The sequence below is a fragment of the Thalassovita autumnalis genome (assembly GCF_001458255.1).
GTDB lineage: Bacteria > Pseudomonadota > Alphaproteobacteria > Rhodobacterales > Rhodobacteraceae > Thalassobius > Thalassobius autumnalis.
Map to the genome: position 1 here is coordinate 198,755 of NZ_CYSB01000025.1, position 18,354 is coordinate 217,108.

Annotated in this window: 15 protein-coding genes and 1 tRNA gene; 9 read left to right on the forward strand and 7 right to left on the reverse strand. The window is 58.5% G+C overall.

Annotated elements, in window-relative coordinates; translation table 11 throughout:
* Window positions 1-79: 79 nt before the first annotated feature.
* Window positions 80-1,528, forward strand: a complete 1,449-nt coding sequence (locus tag TL5118_RS06995; protein ID WP_082626128.1) for a methyl-accepting chemotaxis protein — start codon at window positions 80-82, stop codon at window positions 1,526-1,528.
* Window positions 1,529-1,635: 107 nt separating this feature from the next.
* On the opposite strand, the gene TL5118_RS07000 is transcribed toward TL5118_RS06995, so the two are convergent.
* Entirely contained in the window at window positions 1,636-2,100 is a 465-nt protein-coding gene (locus tag TL5118_RS07000) for a disulfide bond formation protein B (RefSeq protein ID WP_370701668.1), read from the reverse strand.
* Window positions 2,097-2,675 carry a YqaA family protein gene (locus TL5118_RS07005; RefSeq protein WP_058241945.1) on the reverse strand — a complete coding sequence of 193 codons (579 nt, stop codon included), beginning with the start codon at window positions 2,673-2,675 and terminating at the stop codon, window positions 2,097-2,099. The genes TL5118_RS07000 and TL5118_RS07005 overlap by 4 nt, the downstream gene beginning before the upstream one ends.
* 254 nt (window positions 2,676-2,929) lie before the next feature.
* Between TL5118_RS07005 and TL5118_RS07010 the strand changes: the two genes are divergently transcribed.
* From TL5118_RS07010 to TL5118_RS07025, 4 genes are all read left to right on the forward strand, one after another.
* A tRNA-Leu gene (locus TL5118_RS07010) sits at window positions 2,930-3,015 on the forward strand.
* Window positions 3,016-3,143: 128 nt separating this feature from the next.
* Window positions 3,144-3,326 (forward strand): hypothetical protein, encoded by a 183-nt coding sequence (locus TL5118_RS07015; RefSeq protein ID WP_131727419.1) that lies wholly within the window; start codon window positions 3,144-3,146, stop codon window positions 3,324-3,326.
* Window positions 3,327-4,172: 846 nt separating this feature from the next.
* Window positions 4,173-6,440 (forward strand): Hint domain-containing protein, encoded by a 2,268-nt coding sequence (locus TL5118_RS07020; protein ID WP_242601743.1) that lies wholly within the window; start codon window positions 4,173-4,175, stop codon window positions 6,438-6,440.
* Between the two features lie 422 nt (window positions 6,441-6,862).
* Window positions 6,863-9,574: a Hint domain-containing protein gene (locus TL5118_RS07025; RefSeq protein ID WP_058241947.1), complete on the forward strand. Its 2,712-nt coding sequence runs from the start codon at window positions 6,863-6,865 to the stop codon at window positions 9,572-9,574.
* On the opposite strand, the gene TL5118_RS07030 is transcribed toward TL5118_RS07025, so the two are convergent.
* From TL5118_RS07030 to TL5118_RS21345, 5 genes are all read right to left on the reverse strand, one after another.
* Window positions 9,571-10,164: a nucleotidyltransferase family protein gene (locus tag TL5118_RS07030; protein WP_242601744.1), complete on the reverse strand. Its 594-nt coding sequence runs from the start codon at window positions 10,162-10,164 to the stop codon at window positions 9,571-9,573. The genes TL5118_RS07025 and TL5118_RS07030 overlap by 4 nt on opposite strands.
* On the reverse strand, window positions 10,161-11,462 hold the full coding sequence (locus tag TL5118_RS07035; protein WP_058241948.1) for an HlyC/CorC family transporter: 1,302 nt from the start codon (window positions 11,460-11,462) through the stop codon (window positions 10,161-10,163). The genes TL5118_RS07030 and TL5118_RS07035 overlap by 4 nt, the downstream gene beginning before the upstream one ends.
* 112 nt (window positions 11,463-11,574) lie before the next feature.
* A complete protein-coding gene (locus tag TL5118_RS07040; RefSeq protein WP_058241949.1) occupies window positions 11,575-12,516 on the reverse strand; it encodes a site-specific tyrosine recombinase XerD in 942 nt (313 codons plus the stop codon).
* Window positions 12,516-14,063, reverse strand: a complete 1,548-nt coding sequence (locus TL5118_RS07045; protein ID WP_242601745.1) for a hypothetical protein — start codon at window positions 14,061-14,063, stop codon at window positions 12,516-12,518. Before TL5118_RS07045 ends, TL5118_RS07040 begins: the two co-directional genes overlap by 1 nt.
* The gene (locus tag TL5118_RS21345) at window positions 14,053-14,202 is read right to left on the reverse strand and encodes a hypothetical protein (RefSeq protein ID WP_165590027.1); all 150 of its coding nucleotides are present in this window, start codon (window positions 14,200-14,202) and stop codon (window positions 14,053-14,055) included. The genes TL5118_RS07045 and TL5118_RS21345 overlap by 11 nt, the downstream gene beginning before the upstream one ends.
* Window positions 14,203-14,300: 98 nt before the next feature.
* Here TL5118_RS21345 and TL5118_RS07050 point away from each other — a divergent pair, with 98 nt between their 5' ends.
* The 4 genes from TL5118_RS07050 (at window position 14,301) to TL5118_RS21170 (ending at window position 18,321) form a co-directional block, all read left to right on the forward strand.
* Window positions 14,301-14,870, forward strand: coding sequence for a shikimate kinase (locus TL5118_RS07050; protein WP_278044372.1), 570 nt, complete (start codon window positions 14,301-14,303; stop codon window positions 14,868-14,870).
* Window positions 14,867-15,991 carry a 3-dehydroquinate synthase gene (aroB, locus tag TL5118_RS07055; RefSeq protein WP_058241951.1) on the forward strand — a complete coding sequence of 375 codons (1,125 nt, stop codon included), beginning with the start codon at window positions 14,867-14,869 and terminating at the stop codon, window positions 15,989-15,991. The genes TL5118_RS07050 and aroB overlap by 4 nt, the downstream gene beginning before the upstream one ends.
* A gap of 110 nt (window positions 15,992-16,101) precedes the next feature.
* On the forward strand, window positions 16,102-17,751 hold the full coding sequence (locus TL5118_RS07060; RefSeq protein WP_058241952.1) for a U32 family peptidase: 1,650 nt from the start codon (window positions 16,102-16,104) through the stop codon (window positions 17,749-17,751).
* A 144-nt stretch (window positions 17,752-17,895) separates the two neighbouring features.
* Entirely contained in the window at window positions 17,896-18,321 is a 426-nt protein-coding gene (locus TL5118_RS21170) for a hypothetical protein (RefSeq protein WP_131727420.1), read from the forward strand.
* Window positions 18,322-18,354: the final 33 nt, after the last annotated feature.

The window sequence follows — 18,354 nt, forward strand, 5'->3', positions numbered from 1 at the left end:
TATTGAGGATTTCTAAAAGTATACCGTAAAAACCCGTTAGAGGTTCCAAGAGTGCTGTTCAGAGTAATCGAGGGAACCCATGGAATTACAGTCGATCAATGCGGATGAAGCGACCCCGGTAAACCCTACGGAACCGGATGCCATTTCGGCGCAGCATCAAGAGGCGATCCATGAGATTGCCAGTCGGATCGGCGCGCTGTCGGTTTCGCTCGCCTCAGCGTCTGGGGAAATTGCAGACACCAGCGAACGTGTAAACGCCGAAGCGGTGGTGTTTCAGGAACTGGCCTCACAAACTGAACAGATGTCCGCGCAGAGCCGTTCGGTGCTGGATAGCGCCAGCAGCGCGGTCGAAATGTCCGGATCCGCCGAAGAAACTGTTTCCGCAACCTCCAAACGGCTGAGTGCGATGGTGTCTGAGGTGAACGGTCTGATCGACGGTGTCTCGGCGATTTTCAAGAAACTATCGGTGCTGGAAGAAACCCTGCAACGAGTGGCCACGGTTTCAGGTGAGGTCGACAATATCTCACGCAAGACCAACCTTTTGTCACTAAACGCCTCGATCGAAGCGGCGCGTGCCGGTCGTCATGGGCGCGGGTTCATGGTTGTGGCGCAAGAGGTGAAGGATCTGTCGAACCTGACCAGCGAAGCCACGGGTGAAATTCAGGAAACCGTTGGGGAGTTGGGCAAAGAGTTGCGCGACCTGATGTATGATGCGCAGCAAGCGGTCGAAACCGCTGGCAGCATCCGTCAGCAGACAGACGGTATCGGCAGTGAGATCGAAGCGATCCCGGAAACACTGGGCCAGATGACCAAAGCGCAGCGCAACATTCTGGCCGCCAGCGAAGATATCAGCAAAGTCACCGGTGAGGTGGGCACCTCAATCGCGCAGCTGGCGGAAGAGGTCACAGACAGCTCCAACAGTTTGAAAGACGCGATCACCGCCGTGCAGGACATCACGGAAAACGCCGAAGGCATCACCGGCATGGTGTCCCGTCTTGGTGTTGAAACGGTGGACACCCCCTATATCCGCGCGGTGCAGGAGCTGGGGCAGCAGATCTCAGAGGCCTTTTGCGATGCGGTGAATGCGGGGCGGATCACCTTCCAGGATCTGATGGACCGCAACTATACGCCGATCCCCGGCTCTGACCCGGCGCAGGTGATGGCGCGCTTCACCATGTTTACAGATTCCGTTCTGCCCGCGTTTCAGGAAAAGATGCTGGAATTTGCCGATGATGTTGTGTTCTGCGCCGCAGTGAACAAGGACGGTTACCTGCCGACCCATAACAAGAAATTCTCCATGCCGCAGATCCCCGGCGAGACCGAATGGAACATGGGCTACAGCCGCAACCGCCGGATCTTTGATGACCGGGTGGGGCTGGCGGCCGGTAATTCGACCAAGCCGTTCCTACTGCAGGCCTATCGCCGCGATATGGGTGACGGCAACTTTGTGATGATGAAAGACCTCTCGGCGCCGATCTTCGTCAACGGCACCCACTGGGGCGGGATCCGGCTGGCCTATAAGGTCTGAGAGATGAGTTTGACGTAACCAGTTTGCCTTGTTGCGGCAGTTTTACGTCTGATGTGGCAGGGACGGGAGTGCAGACCCGTTCCTGCCATTTTCTTTTCGTCCTAAGCTTAAGCCTTGCGGGTGGCTGCGGCGATCCAGATGCCGGCTATCACAAAGGATGCAATGGCGTTCCAACTGGCCATCGACAGGCCCATCAGCTGCCAGACCACTTGATCACACATGACGATGTCGCTGCCAGTGGTGGACAGGAGGTTGCCCATGTCCAACCCGTTGCCGCTACCGCTACAGCTGGTCGGGCCTTCCCACCAGTCGCGTTCAACCCCGGTGTGGTAAACACCCAGCCCGCCCGTGGTCAGCGCCGCCGCAGCTCCCAGCCAGGAAAAGATCCGCAAACCGCCAAGCGTCAGCGCGATACAGCCAATGGCAATGGCCGCCGCATGGGGCCAACGTTGCCAGAGACACAGCTTACAGGGCGCATAACCCAGAAACTGAAACATGAAGGCGCCACCGATCAGGGTGATCGAACCCAGCGTGGCCAGTGCCACCAAACTTCTGCGGTCAAAAGACATCATAGATATTTCACCAGATAGAACCCGCCAGCCAAGATCACGATGAACAGGATGAACATCAGACCCAGGCGGCGTTCGATAAAGTCACGGATCGGCGCGCCGAATTTCCACAGCAAAGCCGCCACAATGAAAAAGCGCAAGGCCCGTGCGATGATTGAAGTCACGATAAAGGTCACAACAGGCAAGCCGGTCCAGCCCGACATGATGGTAATGACCTTGAAGGGGAAAGGGGTCAGCCCGGCGATCAGCACTGGCCAGAACCCGAAGGAGTTGAATCGATCGTTAAACCCGGCCATTGCATCGCCTTTGCCCATCGCTTCCAGTACCGGGCGGCCCAGCTCCTCATAGAAGAAGGCGCCAATGCCATAGCCCAGAATGCCGCCAAGGACCGAGCCGACCAGTGCAACCGAGGCAATCAGCCAGGCGCGCGACGGGCGGGCCAGGATCATCGGGATCATCAGCACATCAGGTGGGATCGGAAAGAAGGAGGCTTCGACAAAGGCAATGATGCCAAGCACCCAGAGGGCCCGCGGATGATCGGCAAAGGCCATCGTCCAGTCATATAGTTTTTTCAGCATGCCCCGCCTCATTTCTTGTGTCTTTTACGCCATGGCCCTGCGGGACGGTCAACCGATTTTCCGGCCTCCTCACAATTCTGTGCTGAAATCGGCCTGTGACGGGACGTAGACTTTCGGATTCCGGGCTGCGATCGTCCTGAAACTCCAGATCCCAGGATGCAGAACCCGTGGGCGGCGCGGGAATTTTCTACACGATTACGTCGCTTTGCCTCTGGACGGCGCGCAGCGGGGGCGGTACATCAACAAAACACCGTGCCCAAGTGGCGGAATGGTAGACGCAGGGGATTCAAAATCCCCCGCCTTTGCGGGCGTGCCGGTTCGAGTCCGGCCTTGGGTACCATATAAACCCCTGTTTTTCCTTTCGGAAATGCAGGGGTTTATTGTTTTTGGCGGGCTGTGCTCAGGATGATTGTCAGCGCTGTGAAATCGCCTTAGCAAGGGGATAAGACGCCACAAAGGGGATGGATGATGCAAGCGGAACGGTTGCCGGACGGGACGATCAAGCTTTCTGGGCCGGTGTGGCATGAGATCTTTGCTGAGGAGCGTCGGCTGCCCTGGGCGCGGTGGTATCGTCAGATGCATGCCGACCATGGCGCGCCGAGCTATCTGCAAGCGGCTGAGGCATTGGAAGCTTTGGGCGAACCGGGCTGAAAAGACGATGGGGTGGCGGAGGTGGTTACCTGCGCTTCGCCTGACGACAGTTGTTGCGGTTTCCAAACATGGGCCAAATGATGGCCGCTTGGCGTCAAAGGGTGGCACGCCCCTCCTTTCGGGAGAGTGACGCCCCGAATCAAACTGCAAAACGGCCGGATTCGGCCCTGTTTTCGTCAAATTGATTCGAAAATTCCTCGAAGAGCGGTGCCAGCCTGGTGCGCTTTGCTGGGTCAATCCTTCAAATTTCGGCCTATTTGCCCACAAATTGGAACCAATCGGCACGAATTCGTCATTTTGCTCGGCAAAAATTTGACGCGACCTTTCGGCAGTGTGGTGTTCTTGGTCTGGAAACAAACGTGCAACTCTTGGGTGTTCGTAAAGGCGAATTAACCATGATTTTTCCAAAAAAACGCGAATTGTTCTGCATTGCGGAAAATAAAAGCGGGGAAATCTGCGGGAAATTCCCCGATCCGTGGTCAATCTTTCCGGTGGATTTGACGAAATTAGACGGAATATTGGCGAGATGACGGCCCGCATCCCTTTGTCTGGCGCAATTACTTAAGTATGTATTAAAGAGCCCAACTGGGGGGCGACGTCTGCTGGCTGCGGGGGCGGCCAACGAAAACACTGTTGTGCATTCGAGAGAATGTGAGGCACTGCCACTTGTGTTGATCCTGCTAGATCGACTCGAATGGGAGAACCGGTCGCGACTGTTGCGGCCGGGCGGTTGAGTTTTGCCCACGCCTTTTTTGATGTCACAGCATTATTGATTTGGCTTTTGGTGCGCCTCGGGCGCGCCGCGCGCCTTGGGGTAACCCCCGCGCGACATGAAAGAGGGTTGAGATGGCAAATTTGGTTCTCGATTGGTCCTTGTTTGGCTCCTATAATTCGGCGCTTGCCGCGTCCTCAACCGTTGACACCGGCGGTGTAGACGTAACGGTGGGATTCACTGGCATCGATGATGGCGCAGAAGCCTTCATCATGAGTTCAGACACTTATGTGGCTGCGGAAGATCCGTTTGATCCGAACTCGTCACTCAAGCTGCTGGGGAATGGCGGCGATGAGGATGGCGTGTCAGATACGTCCGTCGTCACGATGGACTTCACTTCCAGCAATGAACTTTACACAGACAATGTACAGAACGTCAGCTTTCGCTTGAATGATCTGGATGGCGGTGCTGACCCTTTCAATGCGGGTGGTAGCCACCTCGATGGCATTGAGATCATCGCCTATGATGCTGATGGCAATGAGGTTCCAGTAACCATCACGCCAGGGTCCGATATTGCAGTTGCAGGTGGCGCTGCGACGGCGGAAGGTGGCAGCTGGTCTGCGACGGACGCGGAAGCCTCAGCTCTGGTGCAGATCGCGGGCCCGATTTCCAACATCGAAATTCGCTATACCAATGGTGGCGATGATGAACAGCGTGTGTTCATTTCGGATGTCCATTTTGAGACCGTGGATGTTGGTGACCCACGCGGTGAACGCGACGGGATCGTTTGGGGCACTGAGGATGACGATCTCATCGATCTGGCCTACACTGGCGATAACGACGGTGACATGGTCGACGCCGAAGATAACATCTTCCCCGAAAACGAAGCCAATGACGATATCATCCGCGCACTTGATGGGGATGATACTGTCCTCGGTGGTGTAGGGGATGACTCCATCGAAGGTGGGGATGGTTCGGATGTTATTCTGGGCGAAGATGGATCAGACCTGATCGTATCTGGCCCCGGCGCGACTGATGGCGCGTTGCCGGATCTTGGGTATCCTGGCATCTATCCGTCGGACGAAGATCCCGAAAATGACCGCGACTTTGTTGATGGGGGCGATGGCGCTGACACCATCATGACAGGTGACGACGCCGACACCATCTATGGCGGCGCGGGATCTGACCTGATCGACGGCGGTATTGATGCCGATGAGATCTATGGTGACAGCGGTGGTGATACTATCATCGGCGGCGAAGGATCTGACACGATCAACTCTGGCTCTGGGGACGACCTGATTTATGGGGGGCTGTCGCCAGAATTTCCAGATGCAGTGAATATTCCTGATGCCTATGATCTGGTGCCGAACAACGGCATGGACGTGATCAACGCCGGTTCGGGTAATGATACGGTTTATGGAGCTGACGACGATGACCTGATTGCAGGTGGCACCGGGAATGACTACCTGGACGGCCAGATTGACGAAGACACGATTTATGGCGGTGTTGGCAATGACACGCTGATCGGTGGCGATGGCGCGGATGAGCTGTATGGCGGTGGTGATGCGGATACGATTTCCGGTGGCGCAGATCGCGACAGCATCGTGGGCGCTGATGCGGGCGATGTCATCGACGGCGGCTCTGAAGGCGATGATTGGGACACGCTGGATCTGTCGGATTCGGGTCCTTTCCGTTTGACCGATCTGGTGACCGACAGCGATGGCAATGGCTTTGACGGCACCGTTGAGTTCCTTGGCGATGATGGTGAGGTGACCGGGACGGCGACCTTTACCAACATCGAAGACATCGTGCCCTGCTTCACCCCCGGCAGCCTGATCGCGACGCCGAAAGGTCAGCGTCGTGTTGAGGACTTGCAGGAAGGTGACAAGATCATCACCCGTGACAACGGCATCCAGGAAATTCGCTGGGTTGGCCAGAAGCGTATGAACGGCATTGATCTGGCCCGTCAGCCCAAGCTGCAGCCGGTTCTGATCCGCAAAGGTGCCCTGGGCAACGGCCTGCCGGAGCGTGACATGATGGTCAGCCCGAACCACCGGGTTCTGGTCACCAATGAGAAGGTGAACCTCTACTTCAATGAGACCGAAGTTCTGGCCTCGGCGAAGCATCTGGTTGGTCTGGACGGCATCCACAAAGTGAACGTGGTGGGCACCACCTACATTCACTTCATGTTTGATCAGCACGAAGTTGTGCTGTCGGATGGCTCCTGGACCGAAAGCTTCCACCCGGGCGACTACACCCTGAAGGGTATCGGCCGTGATCAGCGCGATGAAATCCTGACCCTCTTCCCTGAACTGAAGGAAAAAGAAGGTCTGGACAATTATCAGGCGGCCCGCCGTTCGCTGAAGAAGCATGAGGCACAGATCCTGACCCTCAAACGCTAACCAATTTGGTTTGCAGCGCGCGGCCAGCGCCACAGCGTGGCCGCGCCGGAAGAGGAATAGGGGGCTGTTCCTTTTCCCAAATTCCCGCCTCCCCAGCCTGTGTGTGATGACCTTTGGGTTGTGTTTTGGCTGCTGGGGGGCGGTTTTTCGTTTCATCCCCTGTTGAACCCGCTTTGACCGCATGAAGGTCCAAAAGCGCCGTTAACCTGTCCATCTTTTGCCTAAATGATTGGGTCTGATCGATCACAATTCCTGGATCTTGCGGCTTAAATGGCGCGAGGTCCGGCCGTATTCAGAAGTATAGGCATGAACCATAACGAGCAGATCATAATGCCGGACCAGCACATTTTCCCCGCGACCCAGGTGGTGCGCGTGAGACAGCTGTGGGATGGCGTTGTGGCTCCAACGGGACAGGACGCATAATGGACGGTTCGTTTTTCATCTACGGCAATGACCTGTTGGCCAATCCGCTTCTGGCAGCCTCGGCCGGACAGTTGAATGTGTCTGGTGGCGCGGCACTGTTCGGTGCCGGGCAGGTGGTTGTTCTGCAGGTTGTGGATGCCGCGGATGATGGCAGCTTTACCGATGCGACCACCATCACAGGCGTGACCGTTTATGCCAGCCACGAAGATTACTTAGCTGCGACAGCGCTTTATACCTACAGCGGTGTGGCCACGGTCAGCACGGATCCCACTGCGATGGGGGATGCCTATCTGGCACTGGATCTGTCTGGATTGACCTCCCCCGATGCGGGCGCCCCTGTGCTGTCTGACGTTTTGGTCGCGCCGGGTGCGGATCTGACCGGGCAGAGTGACGCGATCACTTTGCCGCATCAGCAAGACCTTGATGAGGCCGGACTGGGTGTGGCGGACGGTCTGTTTGACCTGAACGCGGCGGAGCTGGCGTACCAAGGCCCTAGCGGCGTGCAATATGTCATCGAAGGCACTTCTGGCGATGACGAAATGGGCTTCGATCTGGAGCCTGACGTAGATGGCGATCGCCGTGACTCCAATGATGCGGCTGATGGATCCAACGATGATGTGTTCCGCGCAGGCGCCGGAAATGACACGGTTTTTGCCGGACACGGCAATGATCTGATCGATGCCGGTCATGGCAATGACAGCATCCTGGCCGGTGAGGACGATGATACCATCTACGGCGGTGCGGGCGATGACACCATCCGCGCCGATGAGGGCAACGATCACATCTATGGCGGCCACGGCAATGACAGCATCGAAGGCTTTGACGGCACCGACTACATCGTCGGTGGGGATGGCGATGACTGGATGAACGGCGACCGCGGCTCGGACACGATGTTCGGCGGCGCGGGCAATGACTGGATGCGCGGATCTTTCGGCAACGAATGGATGGAAGGCGGCACAGGAAATGACTTTATCTGGTCCGGTTATGGCGATGATACCATTCGGCTGGAAAACGATTTTGGCAATGATACCATTGAGATGGAAGGCATTGATGAAGTCACCGGTGACGTTCTTGACCTGACCGCGATCACCGATGATCTGGATGTGGATCTGACCCATGGCCTAGAAGGCTGGGGTTCGATCAGCGATGGCACCTATACGGCCACTTTCGAGGATGTTGAAAACCTGCTGTTGGGCAGCGGCAATGATACGGTGCGGCTGGGCGATTTCAGCGGCGCGGATGCGGTTGTTGGTTTCCGCCTGCCTGAACTGAACCCGGATGGCACCTATCGTGTTTATGACCGGTTCGATCTGTCTGCGATGACTGATGAGGGCGGTGAGCCCTTGGGCGATGGTGATCTGCGCATGCAGATGGCCGATGATGGCAGCGCGATGCTGTTGTTCCCCAAGGCCGAAAGCATCGTCCTTGTAGGCGTGAGCCCGGATCAACTGTCTGACCCCGCCATGTTGGAGGCGATGGGCCTGCCCAGCCTGGCAGGCACGGTGCCCACCTCGGACGGGGTGATTGATGGCACGGCGGGTGCGGATGTCATTGATGTGGATTACACTGGCGACGGCGATGGTGACCGCATTGATGCCGGTGACGGAACTGGCGGCGCTGGCCCGGATGATGATCTGGTCGAAGCAGGCGGTGGCGCTGATCAGGTCAGTGCCGGTGCCGGGTCCGACACGGTTTACGGTGAGGCGGGTGACGATACACTGCTTGGCGGCGAAGGTGATGATGTGCTGCACGGTGGCGCGGGGCTGGATAGCCTTGTGGCCGGGCAGGGCAATGACACGCTTTATGGCGGCGATGACGCCGATTGGCTGGTGGGTGGCGGCGGCTACAGCTGGCTGTATGGCGGGGACGGCAATGATGGTTTCCGCGTAGGCGATGGCGATTTCGCGCTGGGTGAGGATGGGGATGATTGGTTCCACATCCAGTATGACAGCCTAGCCCCAGATGTTGAGATGACCGTGATTGGCGGTGAAACCGGCGAAAGCGTGGGCGATCGGCTGACGATCATCGGGCCGGCAACCGTCACCTATGATCCCGTTGATCCCGAGGCGGGTATGGTTGTCTGGGACAATGGCGCGGTGCTGCATTTCTCGGAAATCGAAACCATCAAACGTGTGCCCTGCTTCACCTCGGAAACCCGCATTCTGACCACCCGTGGCGAACGGCCTGCGGGGCAGTTGAAGGTCGGTGATCTGGTGATGACGCGGGATGATCATTTCCAGCCGATCCGCTGGGTGGGTCAGCGTCGTCTGACCCGACAGGATCAGTTGACCGCGCCCGAATTGCGCCCGGTGTTCATTCCGGCAGGTACCTTGGGGGCAGGGGTGCCGCAGCGCGATCTGCTGGTGTCACCGCAACACCGCATGTTGATCTCGGGCCCGCAGGTGGCGCTTTGGTTTGGCGAGGATGAGGTGCTGGTGCCGGCCATCCAGCTGACCTGCCTGGACGGGGTCGTACAGCGCGCCGCCGCACCTGTGACCTATATCCACCTGATGTTTGACCGACATCAGATCGTGCTGAGCGACGGCGCCTGGAGTGAAAGTTTCCAGCCGGGCGATCTGACATTGGCGGGCATGGATCAGGCACAGCGCGACGAACTGCTGGCGCTGTTCCCCGAAGTGGCGGTTGCCGAGGGCTATGATGCCGCCCGCCCCACATTGAGCAGCCGCGAAGTGCGCGTTCTGTTTTCCTAAACACCGCCCGCTTTGGCGCGCCAATCTGCCCAGGCCTCGGGCGTGTCCAGATCGGTCAGGGCGTTTTTCCCTGGCAAGGGCACCAGATGGACCTGACCGGCATAGGATTTGACCACGGACCGCGCGCCTTCATCACCAGACAGTTGCCGTAGATCTGCAAAACACTCGCTTGGAAAGATCACCGGATGGCCCGGTTTTGCGGTGTTGCGGGCGCCTCGTGTGATCTGACCTTGCCGGTGTTCCCCCCATACCCGCACCAGATCGGCGGCGCTGAGGTCTGGCATATCCGCAGGCAGGACCATCACGTCAGTGATTTGGTCGGGCAGGGCTGCAATGCCTGTCGCCAGCGAAACGCCCATGCCCTCCGCCGCATTTGGCACCGGGATGGCACGCACGCCTTCGGGCAATAGTGCAGTGCGGTCATGGGTTAGGGAGGGAACGCAGGCGAAAACCTGCACTCCGCAGCAAAGCGCCTTTTCGCAGGTGAGGCGCAGCAAGGCGGTGCCCCCGATCTGTTCCATGAGCTTATCGCGCCCCACACCCATCCGGGAGGAGGCGCCAGCTGCCAGGATCAGGATTGCCCGGCTCAAAGCTTGCCGATCTTCAGCTTGGTGACCCGGTTGTCCTGCCGTTCGATCACCCGGAAGCGAAAACCGTGGAAGGAGAAGACCTGACCAACCGTCGGGATCATCTGGGCCTCATGAATGACCAGACCGGCGATGGTGTTGGCCTCATCATCAGGCAGATCCCATTCCAGCGCGCGGTTCAGGTCACGGATGGTCATTGCGCCTTCAACCATGAACTGACCGTCCTTGGTTTTCTGCGCCATATGTTCGGCTTCGTCATCATATTCGTCGGTGATCTCACCCACGATTTCTTCCAGAATATCCTCAAGGGTGATGAGCCCTTCGAGGGAGCCATATTCATCCACCACCAGTGCAAAATGGGCGCGGCGGCGCAGGAACTGGCGCATCTGGTCGTCCAGCGTGGTGGTGTCCGGCACAAAGTAGGGCGGGATCGCGACTGATCCGATGTCAAAGTCTTTGAGCCCGCCGGCCTCTGGCCCGAAGGCGCGTTTGTGGATGGCGCGCAGCAGTTCTTTGGCATGGACCACGCCGATGATGTTATCGGGGTCGTTGCGCCACAGCGGCAGGCGGGTGTGCGGGCTTTCCATACATTGTGCTACGATGGTTTCAGGATCATCGTCGGCATTGATCATTTCGATCTGACTGCGGTGCAACATGATCTCATCCACCGCGCGGTCGCCCAGATCCAGCGCGCCAAGGATGCGGTCACGGTCTTCTTTTTCAACAACACCTTCCGAGCGGCCCAGCTGAAGCGCGCCAGCGATTTCCTCACGCACGGCAAGAATGTGGCTATCGGGATCGGTTTTGACGCCAAACACCCGCAAAACTGCACGCACAAGCCAGCGCACCGCGCTAACCACGGGGGCAAAGACGGTGATCACTATGGCAATGAAAGGCGATGCTTTGGCGGCGGCCGCTTCGGGGTTGGTGATCGCGTAGGTTTTCGGCAGCACTTCGGCAAAGATCAGCACCAGAAGCGTCATGACCAATGTGGCCAGCGCCACGCCGCTTTCGCCTAAGAGGCTGGTAAACAGAGCGGTTGCCAAGGAGGTGGCAAGGATATTCACAAGGTTGTTGCCAAGCAGGACCGAGCCGATCAGCCGCTCGCTGTCTTCGGTGATCCGCAGGGCGCGTGCGGCACCGCGCGATCCCTTGTCCGCCTGACTGCGCAGCTTGCCCCGCGAGGCCGCCGTCAACGCGGTTTCCGAACCCGAAAACAGTCCTGACAAAACCAGCAGGAACAAAATTGCCCCGGCTGTGGTCCAAAAGGCGCTATCGATGACAATGGCGCTGTCGTCCATGTGAAGAGATCCCCGATCTATCCTGCGCTAGGCAAACCCCATACGCTCTAACCGGTTATGGGGTGGTGTGCGCCCCCGTTCAAGGGGCATCAGGGCACACGGAGCGGCATTTTCACTCTTCCGCCAGCGGATGGTGTTCCAGCACCAGTTCTTTCAGCCGGTCTTCTAGCACATGGGTGTAAATTTCCGTGGTGGCCAGATCAGCATGCCCCAGCAGGGTTTGGATCACCCGAAGGTCAGCACCATTGGACAGCAGATGGGTGGCAAAGGCATGGCGCAGGGTGTGCGGCGTGACGTTTGACGGGCTGACACCGCCACGCACCGCAAAATCCTTGATCAGCTGGAAGAAGCGGTGCCGCGTCAAATGCCCCAGCTTGCCGGTGCTGGGAAATAGAAACAGGCTGTTCGGTGTGCCCTTTTCCTGCCGCGCTAGGGTTTCCTTGGCATCGCGTTCCAGCAGCCATTCCGCCAAGGCATCCCGCGCAGGCGGTGACAGCGGCACGATCCGTTCCTTGCCGCCCTTACCTTTGATCAGCAGCACCCGTGGATCCCCCCGGCAGGCACTGACAGGCAGTGAGACCAGTTCGCTGACCCGCATGCCCGTGGCGTAGAGCAGTTCCATCAGGCAGGTGTTGCGCAGACGGGCGGCGGTGCCTTGCGTGTCACAGCGTGCTGCTGACAGCAGCCGATCCACCTCTTCCTCGCTGAGGGTCTTAGGCAGTTTCTTGCTGCGGCCGGGACCGGAGATTTGGATCGCCGGATTGTCCGTGCGCCAGCCCTCTTCAAAGGCGAAGCGAAACAGCTGTTTGATCGATGAAAGTCGCCGCGCCCGGGTGGAGGTGGACAGCCCCTCGGCGTCACATTCGATCAGATAGCTTTCGATCTGATCGCGGGTGACTGTTGCAAACGTCTGATGCGCGGCCTCAAGAAACTGGCTGAAGCCCAGCAGATCCCGGCCATAGGCGGCCAGCGTGTTTTCCGCCGCGCCCAACTCAGCTGCCTGCGCCTCCAAAAAGGCGGAGATCCAGTGTGACATGGGGTGATCAGTGGCCATCAGAACCCCCGCTCCAACAGCAGGGCCTGTAGGGCAGCCTGCCGCGCGGTGTCTTCCAGCCCCACGGCGCGGAAAGTGGCCAGCGCGATGGGCAGTTCGCGGATCTCACCAGCGATGGCGCGCTGATAGAGCAGCATCGCGCGCAGGATCACTTCGCCCAGGCGGCGGTCCGCCATATCCGGGGCAAACACCTCTGGCAGGGCCAGACCTGCAAAACCCTGTACAATCGCGCGCTCCACATCACTGCGGGCCTGCACAGAGCCCGGTTGGCCCTTGGCAAGCGCGGTCAGGAAGGCCTGATCGGGCAGGGCGTCGCCCAGGGTTTGCGCTGCGGTCTCGTAAGATGGCGACAGAAGCGCCACGTGATAGGCCAGCTGTGCCGCATCGCCTGTGAGCGGCAGCTTGATCAACTCCTCGGCGTAGAGCTTGGCAAAGGGCACCTCCAGCCGCGCCACCTGCATGGCGGTGAAGGCCTTGGGCAGGGTCCGGGCGACCGCGCTGGCATCACGTGCCTTCAGCGCAATATCGAACCGTTGCACCGCATCGATCCGGTCCCAGATCCCGCCCGAGGCCGCAGGCAGCCGTTCTGAATAGATGCCAAGCAACCGGTTTGGTGCCAGTGCCCCGGTTTGGGCCAGACGTTCCGCCGCTTCAATCTTGGCCTTCCAGCCGACTGTTCCGCGTAGATCCGCGACCGCAAAGGCGCGTGGCAGAGGCGCTGTTGGCAGCGCTTCCCCCACCGCTTCGCGCAGGCGGAAGATCAGCGGCGACGGGCGAACCGGCGGATGCGGCAGCGGGTCACCTTCAAACAGCTCCGGATCCAGGAACAGCTGCAACAGCGCCATTTCCTGTTCGCTCACCAGCCCCAGCGCATCCCCGGTGGCCAATGTCAGCGCCGCGGTGTTCCAATCGCCACTGCGCGCAGTGCAAAAGACCCGCGCCGCGTAAGACGGGCTGAGGTGCGGCGCACCCGTCAGCTTGTCACAGGCCAGATCTTCGTCACCGGTCAAGAGCGTGGCGTCAAACCAGCGCGAAAACAGCGGCTTGTCACCGGCCCCTGTGCGATCCAGCAGGGCCTGCACAGCCTCAACCGCGCCCAGTTCCAGCAGGGCATCCAGACGGCCCTGCAGCAACAGACTGCTGTTGGTGGAATCCGCTGGCGCTTCGGCCTCAGCCAGCAAGAGCGTGTAAAACAACGCCTGCATCGAGGGCAGCGCCGTCACCTCTTGGGCGCGCAGCAGTTCAATCAAGGAGGTGGTCGCGGAATATTGCCACAGATCTGCGGGCAGGCCGGTCACCTTTGAAGACAGGAGGCCCACCGCGTCATTGGTGACCTGTCCCAGTGGCGCAACGGCTACATCGGGGATCATCGCCCCCTCAGACACCGGCGGTTCGCTCAGCCGGTCAGCATCAATCACGGGCGCGGTTACCGGATCGTTCAGCCAGTCGATGGCCGACAGGGGTTCCTGCGCCTCAGCGGCTGTTGTCATGGCCAGGGTCACCCCCAGCGCTGTCGTCAGCCAAAGCCGCCGCTGTTTAGCCCGCATCCAGAATCACCTGTTGTCGGATTTCCTCCTGGTTGGGGGAGAAGTCAGCCCCCAGCCACGGCCCGATATAGGCGTAAGCGACCAAGGCCACCGCTGCCACCACCGCTAAGATGAAAAGCCATTTGATAAGACGCCCCATAGTCCTGCTGCCCGTTGTTGATGATTTTCTTTCACTTATAACTGGCCTTTTTCGCAAGATCACGTCATTCAGACGGGAAATCGAAAAAACGGCAGAGGTTGGCCGAAGGGCGGGGCATCATGGCGTGGAAGCTGAAGAAAACGGTTGTGCTGGTGGGCATGATGGGGGCTGGAAAAACGGCTGTGGGCAAGGCCTTGGCGGCCAAGCTTGGGGTGCCTTTTCTCGATTCGGATGCTGAAATTGTCAGCGCGGCGAACATGGAAATCGCTGAGATTTTCACCCGCGACGGCGAAGCTTTCTTCCGGCAGAAAGAAACCCAGGTGATTGAGCGGCTGCTGACTGCGGCGCCTTGCGTTCTGTCAACCGGCGGCGGCGCCTTTCTGGCCGAGCGGAACCGGGAAATGATTTCTGAAAAAGGTGTGGCGGTCTGTTTGAAGGCGGATCTGCAGCTTCTGTGGAACCGGGTCAAACATAAAGATACGCGGCCCCTTCTGAAAACTGAAGATCCCTTCGCAACCCTCTCGGAAATATACGAAAAACGCGCCCCGATCTATGCGATGGCGGATCTGAAGGTTCCGGTGGAGCCAAGTTATTCCATTGAAATGACCCGTGACAAAGTTGTTGAGGCGCTGGTGACGCGCCCTGATGTGTTGGAGATGCCGAAATGACCGCTGTGACCGTTGAAACCGTTCATGTTCCGTTAGGGGATCGCGCCTATGATGTGCTGGTTGGTCCCGGTCTGATTGCGCGATCGGGTGAGCTGATTGCGCCATTGCTGCGGCGTAAGAAGGTCGCGGTGATCAGCGATGAAAATGTTGCGGCATTGCACCTTGATGCGTTGAAGTCTGGCTTGCAAGCGGCTGATATTGAAATGGTTTCCCTGCAGCTGCCGGCGGGTGAAGCCACCAAGAGCTGGCCGCATTTCGAACGTTCGGTGGAATGGCTGCTGGCAGAAAAGATTGAACGCAACGATGTTGTCATTGCGTTTGGCGGTGGTGTGATTGGCGATCTGGTGGGCTTCGCCGCCGCCGTGATGCGGCGTGGCGTGCGCTTTGTGCAGATCCCGACCAGCCTGCTGGCGCAGGTGGACAGTTCAGTTGGCGGCAAAACCGGCATCAACGCGCCGCAGGGTAAGAACCTGATCGGCGCGTTCCACCAGCCCTCGCTGGTGTTGGCCGATACCGAGATGCTGGGCACGCTGACCAAACGGGATTTCCTTGCCGGCTACGGCGAGGTGGTGAAATACGGGTTGCTGGGCGATGCGGCGTTTTTTAACTGGCTGGAGGCCAACGCCGAAGACGCCGCCGCTGGGGACATGGCCAAGCGGATCTACGCGGTCAAACGCTCGGTTGAGATGAAAGCGGACATCGTTGCGCGGGATGAGACCGAGCAGGGCGACCGTGCGCTGTTGAACCTGGGCCATACCTTCTGCCACGCGCTGGAGGCGGCGACGGGCTATTCTGACCGGCTGCTGCACGGCGAAGGGGTGGCTATCGGCTGCGCGCTGGCGTTTGAAGTATCCTCGCGTCTGGGTCTGTGCAGTCAGGAAGATCCAAGCCGCGTGCGCGAACACCTGTCGCGCATGGGTATGAAGGTGGATCTGAAGGACATTCCCGGCGATCTGCCGGATGCAGAAGCGCTGATTGATCTGATGAGCCAGGACAAGAAGGTCAAGGATGGCAGGATCAACTACATCATGGCCCGCGGCATCGGGCAGGCCTTTGTCACATCCGAGGTGGATCGCGCGGTGGTGAAATCAGTTCTGGAAGAGGCTCTGGCGGCGCGCTGAACCGCCAGTAGGGATCCTGCTTAGATCCGGTAAAGATACAGCGAAAACACCTGTTTTCTCTGGCTGAAATTCGTTTATCAGGCCCTCTTGTCCCGCAACGAGAGGCCCAGATGAGACGTTCCGAACTGTTGATGCCCGCAGGCAATCTGCGCAAGTTGAAAATGGCTGTGCTCTATGGCGCCGATGCCGTTTACCTTGGCACGCCGGATATGAGCCTACGCACCAAGTCGCAGTTTTCGCTGGAAGAGGTGATCGAAGGCGTCGCGTTCTGCCACGCCCATGGCAAACGCGCCTATCTGACGCTGAACCTGTTCAGTCACAATAAAGATGTGCCAAAGCTGGATGAGTATATCGAAACCATCCGTAAGGTGCAGCCGGACGGGCTAATCATCGCGGACCCCGGCGTCTTTACCTATGTGAAGAAACACGCGCCGGAAATACCGCTGCATATCTCAACCCAAGCGAACGTCTGTTCCTGGCTGTCGGTGGATTTCTGGCAGGATCAGGGCGCCGCTTTGGTGGTTCTGGCGCGTGAGGTCTCCTATCCCGAACTGGCTGAGATCCGCGAAAAATGCCCGGATGTGAAGCTGGAAGCCTTTGTGCATGGCGCCATGTGCATGACTTACTCGGGGCGCTGCCTGCTGAGCAATTTCATGGCTGAACGCGGCGCCAATCAGGGCAATTGCGCCAACTCCTGCCGCTGGAATTACCAGGTGCGGATGCGGCTGAAGGATGGCACGGTTGAAGACCTGAATATCACGCCAGAAAATTCTGATATGTTTGAGTTTTTACTGGAAGAGGGCTGCCGGCCCGGAGAGTTGATGCCGATCGAAGAGGATGGCCGTGGCAGCTACATTATGAACTCCCGCGATCTGTGTATCATGCCGAAACTGGATGATTATCTGAAGATCGGCGTGGATTGCCTGAAGGTCGAAGGGCGCGGCAAATCTGAATACTACTGCGCCATTGTGGCCCGCGCCTACCGCATGGCCATTGATGCCTATTACGAGGATCCCGAAAATTGGGATCCGAAACCCTATATGGCGGAGCTGGAAACGGTCGGGAACCGTGGCTACACGCTGGCCTTCCATGAGGGGCGGCTGACCAATCACGCGCATAATTATGAACACACCGCCGCCATCGCCCAGTGGGAATATGCCGGTGTGGTTGTCGGGGTGGAGGCAGATGCCTTCCTGATTGAGGTGAAAAACAAGCTGGAAGCGGGCGATGTGCTGGAGTTCGTCTCCCCCATCGCGCAGGAAACTGTGCTGCTGCGGATGTATGACTTTGAAGAGGCCGCGACGGGCGCGCGCAAAGAGGTTATTCACGGCTCCACCAAGACGGTGATCCGGGTGCCCTTTGCGCTGTTTGATCATGAGGATACGGATTGGCTGCGTGCGCAATTCCCGGAATACACCGTGATGCGCAAGGAACGCGCCCTGACGGATGAACAATGGGCCCGGATCAAACTGGATAAGGTGGTGCAGGGGATTGAGGCGTCCGGCAAAGATCGCCCCAAAGCCTATGGCCGGTCGCGCGACAAGCTGGTTGATGCCATCGGGGAAGGCGGCGTTGAGCGACGGCACAAAACCAACCGCGTCGGCGTCGAAGGCTGCTGCGGCCGCGGCTGCAATGGCTGCCTGATGTTCTGGCAGGACCCGCAGTATGAAAAAGCACGCGAGGAATTGCTAACCCGCAAACAGGGCGCGCAGCTGAGCCGGGCCGAGGCCAAGGCGCTGAAATTGCCCGCGATGGAGTAGGTTATATTCGGGTGGCCGTTAAGGTCGGCTTTGAACCCAAAGTGCCGAACTTCTGTATTGCAGCTAAGGTCTGCTTTCCTCTTTCTTGAGCTCAGCTCCCTTTACATGCGAAGGTATTTCGAGAACCACCATTGAGGCTAATCTGTGCTCAAGAAACTTTTGTTAGTAGCTTTATCTTCCATTTTCGCCGTGGCGTTGGTCATCATAGGGCTATTGTTTTGGTCATCCGGCGAAGCGTTCCGTGGCGCAACTTTCAACAAAGAAGAATGGGCGGCAAATGGGGAATGCGAAGCAAACACTGATGATAGCTGTTCTCAGCAACGCCAACGATGCCCTCGTGGGGCAATGGTTCAGGACCTACGACAAAATTTCTTGCATAACCGAGAGACATCTAAGTCCGAGGTTGCAGAGTTAATCGGCGAGCATGACACCATCGTCGTAGTTGGCGGCGAACAATGCGAAGCTCACTATTTGGGTATGTGCAGCGCGATGTCTTTAGATGGTGACAGTCTGTATGTTTGCTACGATCAGAACGACACCATAGATCGATCAGGCTACATTAGACACTGACAGGCTGATCGCCAAATCGGACTTTCAAATATG